The organism is Ruegeria sp. C12 (assembly GCF_056537745.1).
In genome coordinates this window covers 106290-125311 of sequence record NZ_JBQFSA010000011.1, presented here as the reverse complement: position 1 = coordinate 125311, position 19022 = coordinate 106290, and the positions used below count along the sequence as shown (strand labels likewise).

Sequence of the window (19022 nt, the reverse complement as noted above, 5' to 3'; positions counted from 1 at the left end):
GGCGGATCATCCCAGTTGGCGTTCCTTTCGGTCGGGCATAGCGTTGCAGCTGCGCCGCAGTGCCGTGTTCACCGTCTGGTTGCGCCTGCTTGCCTTTCAATTCGGGTGCGAGTTTGCCAAAGTTTCCGGGATTTTGGACGTTAAGGGGATGTAAATGACCGTAACATTCCCTATCTTATTGGGTATATAAGGAAAAAGGGATAGCAAGATGTCGAACCAGCAGTTTGAGGCGTTGATTCAGGAAACTCAGACCAAGGTGCGCGAGTCGCAATCGCAGATCGAAGGCCTGACCTCGCGCATTGAAGCCGCCCGTGCCAAGATTGGCACCGCCGAGGCGGATATCGACATCGAAAACGCCACGCTTGAAGATGTGCACGCTCATACAGAAGTGATGAACGCCAATATCGCCGAGCTGATCATGGGTCTGGACGACGTGACCAGTGCGTTTTCCAAGGATTTCGACGAGATGCGCTCGAAAACCGGGTGGGAGAGCTTTGTGGGCGTGTTCTCGAAAGGCAAATCCGAGTCGATGCGGCAGGAGCGGATGCGCACCGCCAATATCGACGACAAGCTGCAGGATCTGATCGCCAAATCGGACGTGATCGTGAAGCTGCTGGAAGGGCAACTGGCCGTGCTGGAAGAACAGCGTGTGAAGGTCGAGGAGAACCTGACCGTCACGCTGGATGATCGCGAAGCGACCGTGGCCGAGTTGGAGGCTCTGCGCGCCGAGATTCAGGGCATGGACCCCACGATTATCACTTTGGAAAACAAGATCAGCGTCGAACAGGACGCCGCCGCGCGGACCCAGTTGGAAACCGAACTGGCCGAGTTGAACAAGCAATACAACGCAAAGGTTCAGGAGGAACAGGTCAAGCTGGCCAAGTCGCAGACGCTTGAGCGCTACATCGAAAAGGGCAAAACCTGGGTCGATTCACTGCAGAACCAGGCGGCGACGCAGATGGTGCTGATCAACAAGCTGCAGACGGACACGCAACAGCGCGTGGTGCTGTATGACGCTCTGACCAAATCACTTAAAACCGCGCAGCAGCAGGACGTGGCCCACCGTATCAACGAGATCGGCGTGCAGACCGACCAAGAGGCACAGACGGCGATGGCCGCCATCGGCACCGCGACCAACCAGAAAATGGCCGACATGCTTGAGGCGCATGAGGACCACATGGTCTTTGCCCGCGATGTGCTGGAGAAAAAGGCCAAGGCCGACGAACGCTTTGCCCGTCGGTTTGCTTCGATTGTCGAGAAGCATGATAAGAATTTGTATGGGGGTTAGGCCCTTATGTGGAGTTGGAGAGTTTTTCGCAGATTTGGTTTCTTGGGCATCTTGATCGCGGTTGCAGGAAGACTGGTCTCGTTTTTCTCTGGACGAAGTGTTTCGTTGGCGGACATTGGTACAGACGCGCCATTTCGCTTCACGCTTCAAGATGACATGAACGGGATTATGTTCGCGGCACTCTTTCTTGTTTTTCTGTTTGTTTTGGTCGGTTGTTTCGGGATTCTTGCCCGCGCGCTTTTCTCCATGGCTGCTCACACTATTCGGAGCCGCGATCCACAATTCTTCAATGTGCGCCAATCGGAGGCCAATATGCTCTTTAGCTTCTTTGAACTTGATGCATTCGGAAGAGTGCGTTCCGCCAAGGGTAAAGGGCAGTGATTTCAGAATTTGAGATCCTGCTAAGAGACGCAAATGACTAACCCCACCCAAGACCATGTCGGCCTGACCGACACCTTCGCCTCGCGCCGCTATTTCCGCAAATTCGAGGTGATCACCGTCCACCTCTTGCGCGTGGCCGCAACGATGGAGGCCGAAGGTGCGATCAGTAAGCAAGAGGTGCGGATCGTGTCGCGTTACCTCTCGGGGCTGCTCTACACCTTCCGGGCGCTCAGCATGAAATACCTGCTGGTCGGGCGCGATACGGGGCGGTTCTTTGGCAGCCTCGCCATGGACAAGCGCGACAGCGGGTTTCCGGTGGCGGCCGAGTTGCTGACCATGGCCAATGATGTGCAACAGGCGCAGGTGCATCTGGCGAATATGCCGTCCGAGGACGACCTGAAAACCGACATGGTGCGCACCATCATTGGCGACCGGGCAATCCCCACCAAGCTGCAATTCGCGCTGTCGCAAAGGCTCTATTACGAGGAATTGCTGAAAGGTCAGCTTTTCTGGGCCCGCAATGATCCCGAATGCCACTGGATCGGAAACGAAGGCGAGCGACGCAAGTTCCTGATCCACTGGGCGGTCTATGACAGCCAGATCAACCTGCCGGTCATTTACCTGATGCAGTTGGAGGACAGCGGCAAGACGGCCCTGCCCAAGGACCAGCGCCGCTGGCCCGAGGTGCAGGCCCATCTGATGGCGCAATCTCTGGGCGGGTTGAAACTGGTGACGATTGCCAAAGGCTTCGATCAGGATTTCGACGACCTGCACCCCAAACACATGCGCCGCATCCATGTGGGGCCGATGTATTCCTCGGCCTATACCGAGCAATCCGGCCCGCTGCGGCAGGTGCTGGAGGACGCGCAATCTCCGCAAGGGCAGGACTGGGCGCTGGCCTGGACCATGGAAGAGTTGGAGAGCGAGGACGTTGTCGAAGAACGCGCCGGGTGGTTTTCCACCGTCGAGCGCGAGGTCTTTGCGCTGGATCCGTTTGGCGGGCAGGGGGCCGAGACCGGGGCGACGCGCACGCAGCGCTCGATTATCCTGCCCCAGCGCCCGTTTCAGGTACTGGCCGAGCGAAATCCGCCGGGCTTTGCGGATGTGCGCAAGTTCGTGGTCAGTAAGTCGGGGCAGGTGTTGCGGTATTAGAATTTTTGCCTCCGGCGGGAGTATTTTTGAAAAGATGAAGCAAGGGCTGTTTTGAAATGAGTTTGACGTCAGATCAGATGGAATTGCGCGAAGCAGATATTCGCAAGCATTATCCGGCGGCGACCGCCCTGCTGAACGGGTTTGAACACGCCCCGCGGATTGCCAAGGCGGTTGAGGCCGCCGTTGAGCGGTCTCCGGGTGTGTCAACGGGGCGGCGGTTTCGATCGACCACGCCGGGACTGGTGACGCGGCGCACCGTGCGGGCAGATGGGGTGCATCTGGTCGAACGGATCGAGTCCTCGGATGATGGCGATACGCTGGTCTCTCCGCCGCAGGCAACCACGCAGCAGGCGATCCGACGCGCCATTGCCATCGCTCTGGCCGTGGCCGAGGCCTATGCGGACCAGACCCCGCTGGCCGACCTGAAACGCGCGAACTTCGCCGGGGACTTGCCCGCCGCCCGCAAGACGGAATTCTCGGAATTGCTGACGGCCGAGGCTCTGATTACGTCGCACGTGTTCGGCAATGCGCTGGCTTATCTGATGTCCTCGCATCTGGGCGAAACCACCGTCGATATTGGTGAGGTCGAAGAGGTTCTGACCGACAATGGCCAGCTCGCCCTGCATGGCGCTTTGTGGGAGCTGGACCAGACCCTTGCCAAACACGCCCCCGACGATACCCACCTGATCGCCGCAACCAGTGCCTATGCCGAGCAATTGATGGATAAGGCCGCCCTGCGTGCCCAGACCGCAGGTCATCTGGCCCCGTTCCAGAACGCCGCCTGGCATATTGAGGCTGATGATCTGACGATCCGGGGCTTTGAACCCGCCTCAAAGGCCAAATCCACCACCCTGACCATGACGTTCAAGAAACCGAACGAGGTGGTCGGCAACCATATCGCCAAGTATCAGGCGATGAAGCTGGCCAAAATGCTGATGGCCTATGATTTCGACCGTCGCCTGAACCCGTTCGCGGAACTCGGCGGGTTCATCTTTACCTTCATGGGCGACGGCAAACCGGGCACCGGCAAGACCACCCTGATCCAGATGATGGCCGGGCTGATCAACGACTATTGCCAGAACGCAGGCTATCCGTTCCGCTACCAGAACCTGAGCACCGACAATATTGACAGCTATCAGGGCAAGTCCGGCCAGAACGCCAAGGCCTTTATCAACACGGTTCAAGACCCCTCGGTCATCGGTTTCGGCACCATCGACGATATCGACCAGTTAGCGGGCAAACGCGGCGACCGGCAGTCCTCAGCCGGGCAACTGGAAATCACCGCCGTTCTGATGGAGAGCTTTGCGGGCGCCAACACTGTCGTGCGCGGCAATTGCACCTTTGGCATGTTCTCGAACTACCCCGAGAATGTGGACGACGCCCTGCGCCAGCGGGCAGGCGCGCGGTTTCTGGTGGACGGGCCGCAAACGCGCGAGGATTACATCGACATTCTGCACCTGCTGATGGGCCGCAACCACGACATCCCGCTGGGCGAACACGACGCCTATGCCGCGCAGGAGATCAAAAAGGCCGTCGCCGCCAGTTTCGAAAGCCACTCCCGCCCGCACGAAGACGCCTTGTTGCAAGTCTATGACCGGGTCTCTGGCGAGATCGGCCAGATGGACACGATCGCCAAGCTGGGCACCTACCTCAAGGCGATCCAACAGGCGGATGAGCGGTTCACCGGTCGCGCAATCAAGAACATCACCGATGCGGTCAAGGTCCGCGCGATGGATTTCGAACTGCCCGACGAGTGGATGGAAAACCCCGACCTGTTCCTGTTCCGGGACTACGACACCAAGAAGGCCATGATCGAGGACCTGCGCCAGCCGATCACGGTCGAGATGGTGATGCAAGAGATCAACCGCTACGCTGACAGCGAGTTCCGCTATGCCGACAAGAGCGACGAGGTCGCCATCGAAAACGCGGTGCGAGAGATGAGCCGGATGGAAGAGGCCAAGCGGCGGTATCTGGAGGGGAAGGGGTGATAGCGCTAGTTGTAGTTCTTGCCGTTTTAACTTTTTTGGCAACTACCCCAGTCGTCCTTGCAGCCCTTTCAAAGTACCCGGGTGGATTGATTGATAAGATTGAGCTTTTTGTATCGGAATTCGATGGCATACTGATCTCAATAGGCACTCTCAGCTTGGTTTCTATGCTGGCTGTTTTGACGGCGAGGTTAACGAACCAGTCAGCTGAAAGAAGGGAAAAAGCCAACAGAAAAGTTCAATCTGAGTTGAAAATCGCGGAATTCAGAAGACAGTGGATCGACGAAATGCGTTCCGACTTAACCGAGTTTTCGCGTCTAGTTTTTCATCGTGACGGAATAGACGACATTAGCCAACTCTTTGCGATTAGAACGAAAATTTACATGCGTTTGAACTTGGAAGAGAAAAAAGCGCTAGCCGTCGTTCAAGCTATGGATGAAGCGTATACAGCGGACTTTAATGAAGCGGACACTGAGACGCTAATGAAAACGCAAATACGACTCTCTAGAGTTAGCAATGAATTTTTGAGAGGCGAGTGGCGAAGACTTAAACAGGATATACTAGACGCTCAAGTTCTTGCTGAGAATGAAACATGATCCGCCTCATCGAAAAAGGCCTGATGTTCGGCAACCTCGTCCACATCTCCAGCCCGGCTCTGGTCGAGCGGTATAACCGCGCGCTGCAGCATCTGGCGGGCAAGACCACGGCGCTGACGGATTTTCATGTCGATATCTCGGGCTATTCGCCGGAGGTGGGGATTGAGTTGGAGGACGAACTCTACCTCAACCCCAACGGGGTCAACCGGCAGTTCATCCTGCTGACGACCGAGCAGAAACGCGCGCCTTTGCTGAACGTCAAATTCTCAACCTCGCGCGAAATCCTGCGCGAATTCATCGAGATGAACGAGGCGCAGTTGTTCGCCCTGACCGCCACCGATGCAGTGGCCGGAGAGCTGGTGAACTCGGTCATCAAACTCACCACGCCCCGCGATCTGCTGAACCTGCGCAAGATCGAGATTGAGGCTGACACCGCCGGCGGCACCTTGCGCAAGGCACAGCAACTGGCGGGGATGGTCGAACGGTTCAAGACCGAAGAGGATGCGTGGTTCGACGACGTATTGATCGCAAAAATGATCGAAACGGCCAAGGAAACCGGCGACGTCACTCGCAACCCGGTCCACCTGCGCCATACTGCGTTCGAGCAACGCAACTTCTGGACGGCGCATTTCGGTGGGCTCTATCTGTTCCCCGATCTGGACCACCCGGCGGCGATTTGCATGGGCAAAAAACCAGACGACCTGCCGATCAAATATGTCTTTGGCCCTTCGCAACGAAACCAGATTGCCAAGTTCCTGGACTATAACGATCTGGTTGAACCCATCGTCAAGGCGCGCAGTGTAGATGCCGCCGCGATCCTGCAACAGAAGATGGATTTCCTGACCATCGCCGCCGCCGCAGATGCCGATGTCGATCTGACCGGGCTGGATCGCAGCGACATGCGACGTCTGGCGCGCAATCATTCGGATCGCCTGCCCGAGGCGTATCACGGTCTGGCGCAACTGCTGCGCTGGGCGACCGATGGCGGGCCGTGGCCGCGCATCACCTCGGACCATCCGGCCTATTTCTACACACTGCGCGCCGCCGATACGCCAAACCGGGACCTTGTGAATATGCTGTTGTCGGAACTGGCCCCACTGGACCCGCGCCAGATGTTCATCTGCCATAAAGAGCTGTTCTACAGCACTTACAAAACCTGGCCCGAGGCCAAGAAAGCCTATGTTGCCGACTTCCTCGCGCGCGAGTATCAGGTGGACAAGGCCGGGGCCCGCGCGGCCCTGTTCGGGCATGAGCCGGATATGTCCGGCGAGGATCGGATCAGCAAGGCAGTGATCGCGCGGGTCGGGCCTTGGGGTTCGGTGAGGAAGGGCTGAGATGTTCGGAGCGATGCGCCTGTTTCTGATCCTGCTGGTGATCCAGACGGTTGCCTATGTTGCGCTGTCGCTCTATTCGCGCAACGCACGCCGCCGCAAGCTGGAAAGCTGGTGGGACGAAAAGGGCAAGCGCGGCAACAAACAGGCCTTTGTGGAACGCGGCCTGCACGTCTACGACAATTCGTTCCGGCGCAAACTGATCCTGGGCGTTTATGTCGTGCCTTGGGTGGCAATCGGCGTGCTGATCTATATTGTGAATTATATGTGAGGGTTAGGGCATGGCCTATTTGAAATGGGCATTGATCATCATCTTCTGGGGCACGATTGCGGTGGTCCTGCAATACTCTCTGCCGCAGCGCGATATCGTGCGGATCGTAAACACATACGAAGAGCGGCAGGACCTGAACGACTGGACCCGTATCTTCTGGTCCGAGCCAGATGATCAATCCACCAGCCTGTCGAACCGCGATGTGCAGTTCATTCAGGCCGTGCGCGCCAATGGCAAGCCGATTGTCTACCGGAACGAGGATACCAGCTGGGGCTGGCCGCCCTATTTCAAGTTCGACACGGCAAACCTGTATACCGAAGCGAATGACGCGATATCTGATAAAGCGGACCCGGATTGGGTGGCGGTCACGCATTACGGCTGGCGGAACGAGTTCATGTCGATCTTTCCCAATGCGGTCTCCATCAAGCATGTGGACGGGCCGGATGTGCGCCTGATCCCGTGGTTCAACATCATTTTCCTGACCGTCTTCTTCGCCATGCTCTGGGCGATCTGGGTACGCTGGCGCAGGTTCCGCCAGCGTCGCATCGACCCGATGCTGGAAAATGTCGAAGACAGTCTCTATGCCGCTGGTGATGCGATCGAGGAAAGGCGCAACGGCTTCCGCCGCTGGCTGGACAGCTGGAAATCGAAATAGGCCACCTCAGCGTACTATGAATTCCGCATGAAGCGCCCCGGCGGCCTTGATCGTTTTCAGAATGTCGATCATGTCGCGGGGCGAGACGCCAAGGGCGTTCAGCCCGGCCACGACCTCGGACAATGTGGTGGCTTCGGGTATCTCGGCCAGACCGGTGCCCTCTTCTTCTTCGATGCCAGCAACGGTACGCGGGACCACGACAGTTTCACCTCGGGCGAAGGGGTTGGGTTGCACGGCAATCGGTGCCTCTTCGACCGTCAGGGTCAGGTTACCCTGCGACACCGCCACGCGCGAAATGCGAACCTCCTGCCCCATGACAATCGTGCCGGACCGTTGATCGACAACAACCCGCGCCTTGGTTTCCGGTTCGACAAGGATGTTTTCGATCCGACCAAGGGCATGCGCGGTTGAGACAGATTGCGTCGCCGCAATGTTCAACTCGACCGTCCCCGAGTCGCGCATGATTGCCACGGCGCGATTGAATTCCGTGTTGATGGCGGCCTCGATCCGTCCGGCGGTGGTGAAATCCGGCTCACGCAGGGCAAGGCGCATCTGGGTCAGGGTTGAAAGGTCGAAGTCAATCTCACGCTCGATCCGTGCGCCCGATGGGATCACGCCGGAGGTTGGAACCCCTTGCACGACAGATGCCGCATCGCCTTCCGCCACGGCGCCGCCTGCCAGAACCGTGCCCTGCGCTACGGCGTAAATCTGACCATCCGCCGCGTTCAGAGGGGTCATGATCAGGGTGCCGCCCAAAAGACTGTTGGAATCGCCAATCGCAGAAACGGTGACGTCAATCTGCCCCCCGACGCGGGCAAAGGGCGGTAGGCTGGCGGTCACCAGCACGGCGGCCACATTCTTGGGCCGAAAATCCTCACCCGTGACATTCACGCCCAGCCGTTCAAGGATGTTCGACATGATCTCTTCGGTGAAGGGCGAGTTGCGCAGACCGTCCCCGGTGCCATTCAGACCAACAACCAGACCGTAGCCAACCAGATCGTTGCCGCGCACACCGTCGAAATCCACCAGGTCCTTCAGGCGGATTGCCCCGGCAGAGGCGAAACCGGGCAGAAGCAGTATCAGAAGGAAAACAAGAACTCTCATCTCAGGAAGTTTACCAGCGACAGGTTGGCGTTGCGCACAGTGACCGAATAGAGGCTTTCCAGTTGGAACTGCACGGTTTGCAACTGCGCTGCCGTTTCATACGGGTCTGCCTCGATCAACGCGTTGCGGCTGTATTCCAGACTGACGCGCGCCGAGGCGTTGCGCGTGGCCGCCTGCTCCACCCGTGCCTCGGCCGCGCCCACTTCGGCCCGGAGTTTCACCGTTTCGTCCTTGGCGTTGGCCAGATCGACACCCAGCTGCGTGAACATGCTGGTGCGCAGGGTCGGCGACCAGGCCAGCGCATCCTCGGACGCCAGTGCGGCCAGGGCCGTATCCCGCAGCGCGGCCTTGAACGTTGGGTCGGTGGCGGTGATCGGGAGGGTGATCCGCTCATTCTCGGCAATCTGCATGGGGGCGAGGGGGGTGTCCGATCCTTGGTAGATCACGGCATCGAACCCTGCGGGGTCGTTGAACCAATCCTCGGCTGCGGTGCGGATATCGGTCATGGTGGTGAGGCCTGAAAGCTCGGTTTCCAGTGCGGCCAGCAAGGTTTCGGCGGATGCCAAAGGTGAGATGTCGGTTGCATTTCCGGCATACAGGCTGCGCCCGGCAACCCGTGTGTTCAAGGCCGACATCATCGTGTCCAGCTCATTCCGGGCCTGAACCGAGGCCTGTTCGTGCGTGACCGTCTGATTGGCCGTACCAAAGGCCAACAGCGTGGCGGATACCTCGGCCAAGGACGTATCAAACGTGTCCAGGCTTTGCTGCATCACATCGGTGAACAGCCCGGCCTCGGTCGTGGCGATCTTGAAGGCGTCCAGCCGGGCAAGGCTGCGGTCCAGATCCAGAAGATGGGAATAATCGCCCCCCAGATGCCCCGAGATATCCTGCACCTTGCCGGTCGACATCTTGTGGGACAGGGTTTCGATCTGGGTTTTGATCTCGGTGGCGCGGCTGCGCAGGGTCATGCCGCGCGCCAGATCGCCTATAGCGGTCAAGTTCATTGTCATAACCTCAGCAGTGTTTCCATAAGCTCATCAACGACGGTGATGACCCGGGCATTTGCGGAATAGATCTGTTCGATCTGCATCAGGCGTTGCAGTTCCTGATCGGTATCAACACCTTGTTCAGCCTCGATCTGCGCCATCTGTTGCTGCGCGCCATTGGCGAAAGCGCGGCGCTGATCGGCGCGATGGGCGTTTGCGCCAGCTTTGGACAGCAGTGCTTGGGTCACTTCGGCGGCGCGCATATTGCCGGTTCCGAACAACGCGCCGGGAACAGGCCGGGCGTCATTCAGCACGGTGCCAAAGGCCTGCAATTGCGATGAATCGCCCGGGCTTCCCGGTGTTGCCGCCCCCAGACCCGCGCGCAGCCTCCAACTGTCGCCGCCTGCATCCGGGTCCACGATTGCGTTCAATGATATGCGAGAGGCCAGCCCTGTCACCATTGTTGCATCGAACCGGTTTCCATCGTCAGTGAACAGGCCCGGATCGGTTGCGGCTACGGTTGGGTCCAGCCCCGGCGTTTCGTACCGTTCGATCAGGTCGCGCGCGACGGTGTCCAGCTGTAGCTGCGCCTCAACGGCCAGATCATCCCGAATGGTAAACTGTGCCGCCAGGGCCCCGCCCCGTATCTGCGCCGCGTCACCGCCGGTGCGCACCGGGTTGCCGTTCATTTCCAGCCCCGAGAGCAGCCCGTTTGCCGCTGTCATATGCGGTTTTGTCTCACCCGTGGTGGTAAAGGCGAACTCTGCCGCCTTGCCTTCCAGCAGGATCAGCCCGCCATCGGAATAGAGCGAGACCTGGTCATTGTCGCGCGGGATCACGTTCACAGGGATCAGATCGTTGACCTGATCAATCAGCACCTGTCGCTGGTCCAGCAACGCGCCAATGTCGCCACCCGAATAGCGAATGGCGGGGATCTTGGCGTTCAGCTCTTCGATGTCCTGCAGCGTCTGGTTCAGGCTGTCGATCTGAGCACCAATCCTGCGATCTGCATCCGATCGCGCCTGACGCACCCCTTCCGAGGCCCTATTGAGCTCGCGCGCCAGATCATCCCCGGCACGGGCGGCCTGATCCAGACGCTGCGCGGATTCCGGCAAGCTGGACGCCGTTATCAGGCTGCTGTCAAAGGCAGACAAACGGGCGGCCAGCGATGTTGCCTCATCCGGTGTTCCCACAAGGCGTTCGAACTGAGTATGGAACGCCGCAAGCGCCGTTTGCTGCCACAGATCGGCGTCCGTGGCGCGTCGGTTGGCGGTCAGAACGGGGTTCTCGTGACGGATCACACCGGCGGCGCGCACGCCATGGCCCGAGATCGGACTGGTGGTCAGTTCCAGAGACCGGCGTGCATAGCCGGGCGTCAGCGCGTTGGCGATATTGCCGGACACGACGGCAGCCCCTCGACTGGCTGCGGTCAGCCCGCCCAAGGCATTGTTCAAAGCTGTCGACATATTCATGAGGCCATACCTTTCTCGTGACCGATACCCGGATTACCGTTTGATATTCGTGGTTTCCTGCAGCATCTCATCCACCGTCTGGATCACGGTCGCGCCCGAGGAATAGGCGCGCTGTGTCTGGATCAGCGAGGTCAGCTCGGTTGCGACATCGGTGGTGGATTCCTCGCGCGCGAAGGAAATCAGGTTGCCGGTCGGGCCTTCACCCGCGTTCCAAAGGAAGAAGGTGCCGCTGTCGCGCGATGGGGCATAGGTCTGGCTGTCCAGCGCGGTCAGGCCGTTGGGATTTGGAACGTCCGCCAGCGGGATCTGGAACATCCGGCGGCTGACACCCGTATCGTAGAACGCAAAGACATAACCGTTCTCATCCACCTCGACACTGGTCATCGTGCCCACGGCCGAGCCATCGCGTGTGATCGAAACAGGCGCGAAGGTATCAGACAGCTGCGTAATTCCATCGGCGTCGCCGATCTGGCCGATATTCACCTCCATCGGGCCACCTGCGACATTGACCACGACGCTGCCCGTAGTCGGATCATAGGCCCCGCCCGAAACGGTCGTCACGCTGGCGAGGGTTCCCCCGGCGGTGCGGCTGTCGGTGAAGGTCAGCGTGTACTCTCCGATCACCGCGCCACCCGAGGCCGAATCGCGCAGGATCATCGTCCATTCATTGCTGGACCCGGTGGCCGGTACCGTCGGCACCAGCTCAATATCGACACTTTCGGATTTGCCCAGATTGTCGAAATATTCGACCGACAAGGGCTGCACGTCGCCGGGCGCGCCCGCATCGGTTGCCGTTGCCGGCAGGTTCATGCGCAGGTTCATCTGCGTTGTGGGTGCGCCGGACAGCTGATTGACGCTCAGCTGCACGGGCTCAAGCGCGGCGGGGGTGTCGCGCGGCACGGCTGGGATCGACCCATCGGGATTCGCGCGCCAGCCCAGCAGCACCAGGCCGCTTTCGGTCACAAGATATCCTTCGTCATTGGTGCGGAACGACCCGGTTGTGGTCAGCAGCATCTCGTTCGATCCGCCCGCGATCTGCGAACTTGGGCGCACAGGGATCATCCCCCGCCCCCGCACCGCCAGATCGGTCGAATTGTTGGTCGTCACCAGCGAGCCATGCTGATCGATCAGCCGTTGGCTGGTGGTCCTGACGCCGCCGGCGGAATAGCTGCCGCCCTGACCGGACGTAACCATCGAATGAAAATCCGTCTCGACCCGTTTGTAGCCGAAGGTCGAAGAGTTCGCGATATTGTCGGATATGGTGGCCAGCCTGTTGGCATTGGCCCTCAGCGCCGCCACACCGGCATTCAGCGAAGAGGAAATTGTCATCGGCACGCCCTTCTGTTGCGTCAATCGTTGATGCAACAGCTAACGCACTGCCCCTTAACAGCGCGCTAACAGGTAAAATGCGCCCTACCTTTAGGGGGCGCGCAGAAAGATCACCTCGATCCGGTTGTTGCGCGGGGCCATCGGGTTGTCACTGTGCAGCTTGCGATCGGCATGTCCCGTGACCCGATCAAGTCGCTGTGCCACAACGCCTTTGTCCTGCAGCATCTGACGCACCGCCTGCGCGCGCGAGGTCGACAGATCCCAGGCAGGATTACGCGCCAGCACGACGGGCGAAGCGCCGACATGCCCCTCCACGGCAATGGAATTCGTAACCAGATCCGAGGCGCGTGCGATCAGCAAACTCAAAGCCCGCAGGATCGGCGTCGGTGTATCCGAGCCCGATTCGAACAGCGGCTGATCCTCGGTATCGAACAGCTCGACAATCAGGCCTTCGTCGGTGACGCGGGTGACAATGTGCTTGAGCAGCTTGTCCGACACCGCGCTTTCACCGGTACGCCCCAGCAACTGCGCCTCAAGCGTCGAGAAATCCTGCTGCGCGCCTTTGCCGCCGCCATCCGCGTCCAGACCGGTTGTGCCGCGCGCCTTGCGCGCCTCGGTCGGAAAGCGGTTGGTTGCGCCCTTGCCGTCCGAGACCAGAGTGTTTTCTGAGAACATGCTGTCGCCGCCAAAGGCTCCGTCACCGCCGCCGGAATCGGGGCTGATCGGGATTGTTGGCGAGAAGTAATCCGCCAGCCCCTTGCGTTGCGTTTCGGTCGTTGCGTTCAACAGCCACATCAACATGAAGAAGGCCATCATGGCCGTGACAAAGTCCGCATACGCGACCTTCCACGCGCCACCGTGATGGCCATCGCCACCTGACACACGCTTCTTCTTGATGATGATTGGCGCCGCATTGGTCTGCGCACCCATCTCCACCACCTTTTTATCACCCAAGCTCAGAGGTAGCAGCGCAGGTCTTAAGGTGGGCTTAACACTTAAAACTGTTCAGAGTTCGCTTTACCTTGGCAGCCCAGCCGAGGCGCGGCGCAGGATCAGGGACAGGCGGTTGAAGCTGTTTTCAATCCCGTCCGGGTCGGTTTTGCCAAAGAAACCATCCAGATCGTCATGTACCCGGACCGCCTGATCCAGCAGGGGATCAGAGCCTTCTGTATAAAGCCCGGCTTTGATCATCACCTCGGACTGCTCATAGCTGCCGACCAGTTTCCGGGCCTCGGCGATCATCTGATTCTCGGCCTCGGTCGCCGCCCCCGGCAGACTGCGCGAAACCGACCGGCTGAGGTCAATCGCCGGAAAGCGGCCGCGTTCGGCGATCTCGCGGCTCAGCACGATATGGCCGTCCAGCACGCCGCGCAGGATGTCGGCGATGGGTTCGTCCATATCCGATCCGGCGACCAGAACGCTGAACACCGCAGTAATGTCGCCCTGTTCATGCGTGCCCGGCCCGGCGCGTTCGCACAGCTTTGAAATCAGCGGCGTGACCGATGGTGGGAAGCCGCGCAGCGAGGGGGCCTCACCCATCGCAACGGCAATTTCCCGATGCGCCTCGGCAAAGCGGGTGACGGAATCGGCCAGAAACAGGACGTTCAGACCCTGATCGCGCATGTATTCGGCCACGGACATGGCCGACCACGCGCAACGCCGTCGCGCCAATGCGGATTGGTCCGAAGTGGCCGCCACAACGACTGCACGTTTCATGGCCTCGGGCCCTAGGGCATGGGTGACAAACTCATTCACTTCGCGCCCGCGCTCGCCCACCAGTGCCACGACGACCACGTCAGCCTGCATCGACCGCGCCATCGTTGCCAACAGGGTGGATTTCCCGACACCCGAACCCGCAAACAATCCGACCCGCTGCCCACGCACAATCGGCAGCATGGTATTGAGCGCCGCCAGACCGGTCGCCATCCGTGCGCCAAGTGGCTTGCGATTTACGGCCGGGGGCGGGGCTTGCACGATGTCCCTCTCCTGCGGTCCGCCCAGCAGCGGTTTGCCATCAAGCGGGGCACCAAACGGATCGATCACCCGCCCCAGCCAATGCATCCCCGGCGCAAATCCGGGTGAGGGGTTCAGAATCACTCGGTCCCCAAGGCTGACCCCATCCGGTGCGCCGCCGGGCATCATGTGAATATGATCGGAGCCCACATGCAGCACCTCACCCGTCAGATCGGGGCCCGAGCGGCGTTTCAGCGTCAGCAGATCCCCGATTCGTGCCTGCCGGGTCAAACCGCTGATTTCTATGACGCCTTGCGCGACACTGGACACCAGCCCGACATGCCGCGCCATGGCCATCCGGTCGAATTCGCATTTCAGAAGCATCGGGTCGAGATCTGACATCGTGGGTTCTCCAACTGAGTTCTGAAAACTGTTTCTAAAGGAATCGGGGTTAAGCCTTGATTGAAATTGATCGAGGGAGAAGCCCCGATGTTCTATGACCTGAACGTCTTTAAGACAGCGTACGCAATGGCAACCCATGCCGGGCAACGGCAGGCCGTCATCGCGCGCAACATGGCCAACGCAGATACGCCGGGCTATCAGCCGCGCGATATCGAAGCCTTTCAAACAGCATTCGAAAACACCGGGTCCGGGGCCGAAATGACGGCCACCCGGCAGGGGCATCTGAACGGCGGCATGTCCGGGCAAAACTGGGCTGAATACACTGCCGAGCCGAAAGGGGATCCCAACGGCAACGGTGTGTCGTTGGAAGAGGAAATGCTGAAAGCGGTTGACGTCAAACGGCAGCATGATCGGGCGCTGACGATCTACAAGTCCTCGATGGGCATTCTGCGCACCAGTTTGGGTCGGGGTTAATCGGAGATGAGCGATTTTTCCCACTCTCTTACTGCGTCGGCCAGTGCCCTGCGGGCGCAGGCGGCCCGGCTGCGTCATGTGTCCGAGAATATCTCGAACGCGGATACGCCCGGCTACCGGCGCAAAACGGTCCCGTTCGAGACGGTGCAGAAGGACGGCAAGGAGATGGTGCAGGCCGGGCGCGTGCAACTGGATCGCCGCGATTTGCAGCGCGTTCACGACCCCAGCCATCCGATGGCGGATGAAAGCGGTCATTATCTGGGCTCGAATGTCGATCTGATGATCGAGATCGCCGACGCGCGCGAGGCGCAGCGCAGTTACGAGGCCAATCTCAAGATGTTCGACCAGACGCGCAAAATGTCGTCGTCGCTGATGGAATTACTCCGGAAATAAAGGAACGCCAGAATGGATATCCGATCACTTACCGCCGCACAGAACTATGCTGGCGCGCGCCCCGCAACGCAGGCCGACCCGGATCATGCCGGCATGGCGCAGGGAATGCGCGCGACGTTTCAGGACTTTGCGGCAACGCTGAAACACAGCGAGCAAATGTCTCAGGCCGCGATGACCGGACAGGCTGATCCGCATGCCTTGGTGCAGGCACTGGCGCAGACCGAACTGGCCGTCGAAACCGCCGTTATCGTGCGCAACAAGGTGGTCGAAGCCTATCAGGAAATCCTGCGGATGCCGGTCTGAACGATGCTGAGCGAAGGTCTGTTCTACGACACCGTGCGTCAGGCGCTGTGGGTCGCGGTGATCACCTCGGTCCCGATTCTGGCCGTGGCGCTGGTGTCCGGTCTGATCGTCGGCCTGTTCCAGGCACTGACCTCGGTGCAGGAGATGACGTTGACCTTCGTTCCCAAACTGATCGCCATTGTCGTCGTGTTCTGGATTTCGATGGGCTTCATGACCCAGACGCTTGTCACGTTTTTCACAGGCACTCTGGTGCCGCTGATCGCAGGAGGTCGCTGATGGATACCGCCTATGTCACCCTGTCCCGTCAATCCGGGCTGATGAACGAAATGCGGCTGGTAGCGAACAATATCGCCAATGCCAATACCACCGGCTACCGCGCACAAGGGTTGGTGTTCTCGGAATTCGTGCGCGACATGCCGGGCAATCCGTCCCTGTCGATGAGCCGGGCCGAGGCGCGCAATACGTCCCTGCAACAGGGCGTTCTGACCGAGACTGGCGGGCAGTTCGATTTTGCCATCGAAGGCGAGGGGTTCTTCATGGTTGAAACCCCCGAGGGCAATCGCCTGACGCGGGCGGGCAGTTTCACCCCAAACGCGCAGGGTGATCTGGTGGCGATGGATGGCGCGCGTGTTCTGGACAGCAACGGCTCGCCTGTTTTCATCCCGCCTGATGCGGCCTCGATCGACGTTGGTGCAGACGGCACGCTGAGTGTCGAGGGGCAGCTTCTGGGCCAGATCGGCGTCTATCGGGTGGAAGACCCCGAGACTCTGGTCCGCGAGGGCAATACGCGGTTCCGGGCTGATGGCGGGATCGACGCCGTTGATGAACCCGTTGTCGTGCATCGGTTCCTCGAGGGCTCGAACGTCAATGCAATCCAGCAGGTCACGCGTCTGGTCGAAATCCAGCGCGCCTATGAGTTGGGCCAAAGCTTTCTGGAAACCGAAGATGAGCGCGTGCGCGGGGCCCTCGACGCGCTGATGCGCTGATCTGAACAAGGAGATTTTGAAATGCGTGCTTTGAAAATCGCAGCCACAGGTATGACGGCGCAGCAGATGCGGGTTGAGACGATCTCGAACAACCTCGCGAACATGAACACCACCGGTTACAACGCCCGCCGTGCGGAGTTTGCCGATCTGCACTATCAGCAGATGGCCCGCGCGGGTGCGGTCAACGCATCGGACGGAACCGTGTTGCCGACCGGTATCCAACTGGGCCTTGGCGTCCGGCCCGCTGCCGTCACGGTGCAACTGGCACAGGGTGCGCTGTCGGCCACCGGCAGCGATCTGGACGTGGCCATCGAAGGCCGTGGTTATCTGGAGGTGGCGCTACCCAACGGTCAGTCCGCCTATACGCGCGATGGCAGCCTGAAACGCTCGGCTGAAGGTCTGATCGTGACCTCGGACGGCTTTGCCGTGGCCCCAGAGATCACAATCCCGGATGATGCCCGGTCAATCTCGATCAACGCCTCGGGCGAGGTTTATGCCTATTTTGACGACACGCCCGAAGGGCAATTGCTGGGTGAATTCTCGCTGGCCAGCTTCTCGAACGCCAAGGGCCTTGAGGCAATCGGCAGCAACCTGTTCCGCGAAACCGAAGCCTCGGGCGCGCCGATCCTGGGCCTGCCCGGCGAAGACGGGTTGGGCACGCTGCGACAAGGCTATCTGGAAGACAGCTCGGTCGATGCCGTGCGCGAAGTGACTGAGTTGATCGAGGCGCAACGTGGCTATGAGATGAATGCCAAGGTTATCACCGCCGTCGATCAGATGATGGGCGCGACAACGCAGGTGCGGTGATGCGGTTGGTGCTTCTGATATGCTTGATGGTCGCGCCCCTGGCTGCATTGGCGGATATCGTGGTCCCGACCCGCACGATCCGCGCGAAAGAGGTGATCTCGGCTGCGGACCTTGAACTGAAAGCGACGGATTTGCCCGGCGCCATCAGTGATCCGGGCGCGTTGATCGGGCTAGAGGCACGCGTCGCCCTTTATCCCGGTCGCCCCGTACGCGCGGTGGATGTCGGCCCGCCTGCCATCGTGGATCGCAATGATCTGGTTGTTCTGGTTTTCAACCGCCAACCCCTGTCGATCTCTACCGAAGGCCGGGCGCTGGGGCGTGGCGCGGTGGGTGAGCGTATCCGCGTCATGAACCTGTCCTCCCGCACAACGGTCACCGGCCTGATCCGGCCCGACGGACAAATCGAGGTGAAATAATGACTGGACTGTCAAAACCCCTTCTGCTGACGATCTTTGCGCTTTCCGCCTGCGGTCGATTGGATCATCTGGGCAAACCGCCAAGCTTCACCCCGAACGAGGAGTCACCGGAACAGGTGGCAATGCTTTGGCCGGGCCTGCCCCTTCACACACAGACGCAACGGGTGGTCGACAGATCCTCGCTATGGAGCGGCGGGCAGCAATCCCTGCTGGGCGATCAGCGGGCGATCAAGAAAGGCGATATTCTGACCGTTGTGATCGAACTGGACGAAGAGGCCGAGTTTTCCAACAACACCAGCCGGTCCCGCTCCGGTTCGGAAAGCCTTGAGATCCCTAACCTGTTCGGGCTGCCGCAACGGGCCGAAGAACATCTGCCCGAGGGGGCGACCCTGGACGATGCAGTCGGGATCGAGTCGGATTCCTCAAGCTCGGGCCGGGGGTCGGTGCGGCGCAACGAAAAGCTGACTTTGCGGGTCGCGGCCACGGTGCTGGACGTGTTGCCAAACGGGGTTCTTTCGATCTCGGGTTCACAAGAACTGCGCGTGAACTTCGAATTGCGAGAGCTTTTGGTTGCCGGCTACGTCCGCCCGCAGGATATCTCGCGCAAGAATGAGATTACGTATGACAAGATCGCCTCGGCGCGGGTGTCTTACGGTGGGCGCGGGCAAATCACCGATGTCCAGCAGCCGCGCCTTGGCCAGCAGATCCTCGACTCGATTCTACCGTATTGAGGTGCGC

The 19022-nt window shown here is 59.9% G+C and carries 22 protein-coding genes; 16 read left to right on the top strand and 6 right to left on the bottom strand.

Annotated features, from left to right (window positions below):
- Positions 1-208: 208 nt before the first annotated feature.
- The 8 genes from ACR0C9_RS20025 to ACR0C9_RS19990 are packed head-to-tail and all read left to right on the top strand — an operon-like array spanning position 209 to position 7659.
- The gene (locus ACR0C9_RS20025) at positions 209-1288 is read left to right on the top strand and encodes a coiled-coil domain-containing protein (protein ID WP_170455862.1); all 1080 of its coding nucleotides are present in this window, start codon (positions 209-211) and stop codon (positions 1286-1288) included.
- Between the two features lie 51 nt (positions 1289-1339).
- Positions 1340-1669, top strand: a complete 330-nt coding sequence (locus tag ACR0C9_RS20020) for a hypothetical protein (RefSeq protein WP_480781887.1) — start codon at positions 1340-1342, stop codon at positions 1667-1669.
- 33 nt (positions 1670-1702) lie between these two features.
- Positions 1703-2821, top strand: a complete 1119-nt coding sequence (locus ACR0C9_RS20015) for a hypothetical protein (RefSeq protein WP_480585911.1) — start codon at positions 1703-1705, stop codon at positions 2819-2821.
- Between the two features lie 56 nt (positions 2822-2877).
- The gene (locus tag ACR0C9_RS20010) at positions 2878-4809 is read left to right on the top strand and encodes an AAA family ATPase (RefSeq protein WP_480781886.1); all 1932 of its coding nucleotides are present in this window, start codon (positions 2878-2880) and stop codon (positions 4807-4809) included.
- Positions 4806-5402 carry a hypothetical protein gene (locus tag ACR0C9_RS20005; RefSeq protein WP_480781885.1) on the top strand — a complete coding sequence of 199 codons (597 nt, stop codon included), beginning with the start codon at positions 4806-4808 and terminating at the stop codon, positions 5400-5402. Before ACR0C9_RS20010 ends, ACR0C9_RS20005 begins: the two co-directional genes overlap by 4 nt.
- A complete protein-coding gene (locus tag ACR0C9_RS20000; RefSeq protein ID WP_480781884.1) occupies positions 5399-6736 on the top strand; it encodes a DUF6638 family protein in 1338 nt (445 codons plus the stop codon). The genes ACR0C9_RS20005 and ACR0C9_RS20000 overlap by 4 nt, the downstream gene beginning before the upstream one ends.
- 1 nt (position 6737) lies before the next feature.
- Positions 6738-7004 carry a hypothetical protein gene (locus ACR0C9_RS19995; protein ID WP_170455850.1) on the top strand — a complete coding sequence of 89 codons (267 nt, stop codon included), beginning with the start codon at positions 6738-6740 and terminating at the stop codon, positions 7002-7004.
- Positions 7005-7014: 10 nt separating this feature from the next.
- Positions 7015-7659: a DUF1523 family protein gene (locus ACR0C9_RS19990; RefSeq protein WP_170455848.1), complete on the top strand. Its 645-nt coding sequence runs from the start codon at positions 7015-7017 to the stop codon at positions 7657-7659.
- A gap of 6 nt (positions 7660-7665) precedes the next feature.
- On the opposite strand, the gene ACR0C9_RS19985 is transcribed toward ACR0C9_RS19990, so the two are convergent.
- From ACR0C9_RS19985 to ACR0C9_RS19960, 6 genes are all read right to left on the bottom strand, one after another.
- Entirely contained in the window at positions 7666-8763 is a 1098-nt protein-coding gene (locus tag ACR0C9_RS19985) for a flagellar basal body P-ring protein FlgI (protein WP_480781883.1), read from the bottom strand.
- Positions 8760-9767 (bottom strand): flagellin, encoded by a 1008-nt coding sequence (locus tag ACR0C9_RS19980; protein WP_480781882.1) that lies wholly within the window; start codon positions 9765-9767, stop codon positions 8760-8762. Before ACR0C9_RS19980 ends, ACR0C9_RS19985 begins: the two co-directional genes overlap by 4 nt.
- 2 nt (positions 9768-9769) lie before the next feature.
- Complete coding sequence (gene flgK, locus ACR0C9_RS19975; protein ID WP_480781881.1) at positions 9770-11221, bottom strand: flagellar hook-associated protein FlgK; 1452 nt, start codon at positions 11219-11221, stop codon at positions 9770-9772.
- A 33-nt stretch (positions 11222-11254) separates the two neighbouring features.
- Positions 11255-12550, bottom strand: coding sequence for a flagellar hook protein FlgE (locus ACR0C9_RS19970; protein ID WP_480781880.1), 1296 nt, complete (start codon positions 12548-12550; stop codon positions 11255-11257).
- A gap of 90 nt (positions 12551-12640) precedes the next feature.
- The gene (locus ACR0C9_RS19965; RefSeq protein ID WP_480781879.1) at positions 12641-13480 is read right to left on the bottom strand and encodes a flagellar motor protein MotB; all 840 of its coding nucleotides are present in this window, start codon (positions 13478-13480) and stop codon (positions 12641-12643) included.
- A gap of 87 nt (positions 13481-13567) precedes the next feature.
- Positions 13568-14905 (bottom strand): FliI/YscN family ATPase, encoded by a 1338-nt coding sequence (locus ACR0C9_RS19960; RefSeq protein WP_480781878.1) that lies wholly within the window; start codon positions 14903-14905, stop codon positions 13568-13570.
- Positions 14906-14992: 87 nt separating this feature from the next.
- On the opposite strand from ACR0C9_RS19960, the gene ACR0C9_RS19955 reads away from it, so the two are divergent.
- Genes ACR0C9_RS19955 through flgH form a run of 8 tightly spaced genes read left to right on the top strand, consistent with a single transcriptional unit; the run spans position 14993 to position 19015 of the window.
- Positions 14993-15379 (top strand): FlgB family protein, encoded by a 387-nt coding sequence (locus ACR0C9_RS19955; RefSeq protein WP_170455834.1) that lies wholly within the window; start codon positions 14993-14995, stop codon positions 15377-15379.
- 6 nt (positions 15380-15385) lie between these two features.
- Positions 15386-15772 (top strand): flagellar basal body rod protein FlgC, encoded by a 387-nt coding sequence (gene flgC / locus ACR0C9_RS19950; protein WP_170455832.1) that lies wholly within the window; start codon positions 15386-15388, stop codon positions 15770-15772.
- 12 nt (positions 15773-15784) lie between these two features.
- Positions 15785-16075, top strand: a complete 291-nt coding sequence (gene fliE / locus ACR0C9_RS19945) for a flagellar hook-basal body complex protein FliE (RefSeq protein WP_170455830.1) — start codon at positions 15785-15787, stop codon at positions 16073-16075.
- A 3-nt stretch (positions 16076-16078) separates the two neighbouring features.
- Positions 16079-16351 (top strand): flagellar biosynthetic protein FliQ, encoded by a 273-nt coding sequence (locus ACR0C9_RS19940; protein WP_480781877.1) that lies wholly within the window; start codon positions 16079-16081, stop codon positions 16349-16351.
- Positions 16351-17061, top strand: coding sequence for a flagellar hook-basal body complex protein (locus ACR0C9_RS19935; RefSeq protein WP_480627182.1), 711 nt, complete (start codon positions 16351-16353; stop codon positions 17059-17061). The genes ACR0C9_RS19940 and ACR0C9_RS19935 overlap by 1 nt, the downstream gene beginning before the upstream one ends.
- Before the next feature lie 21 nt (positions 17062-17082).
- A complete protein-coding gene (gene flgG / locus ACR0C9_RS19930; RefSeq protein ID WP_170455824.1) occupies positions 17083-17868 on the top strand; it encodes a flagellar basal-body rod protein FlgG in 786 nt (261 codons plus the stop codon).
- Positions 17868-18284, top strand: coding sequence for a flagellar basal body P-ring formation chaperone FlgA (gene flgA / locus ACR0C9_RS19925; protein ID WP_480627183.1), 417 nt, complete (start codon positions 17868-17870; stop codon positions 18282-18284). The genes flgG and flgA overlap by 1 nt, the downstream gene beginning before the upstream one ends.
- Entirely contained in the window at positions 18284-19015 is a 732-nt protein-coding gene (flgH, locus tag ACR0C9_RS19920; protein WP_170455820.1) for a flagellar basal body L-ring protein FlgH, read from the top strand. Before flgA ends, flgH begins: the two co-directional genes overlap by 1 nt.
- The last annotated feature ends 7 nt before the right edge of the window (positions 19016-19022 follow it).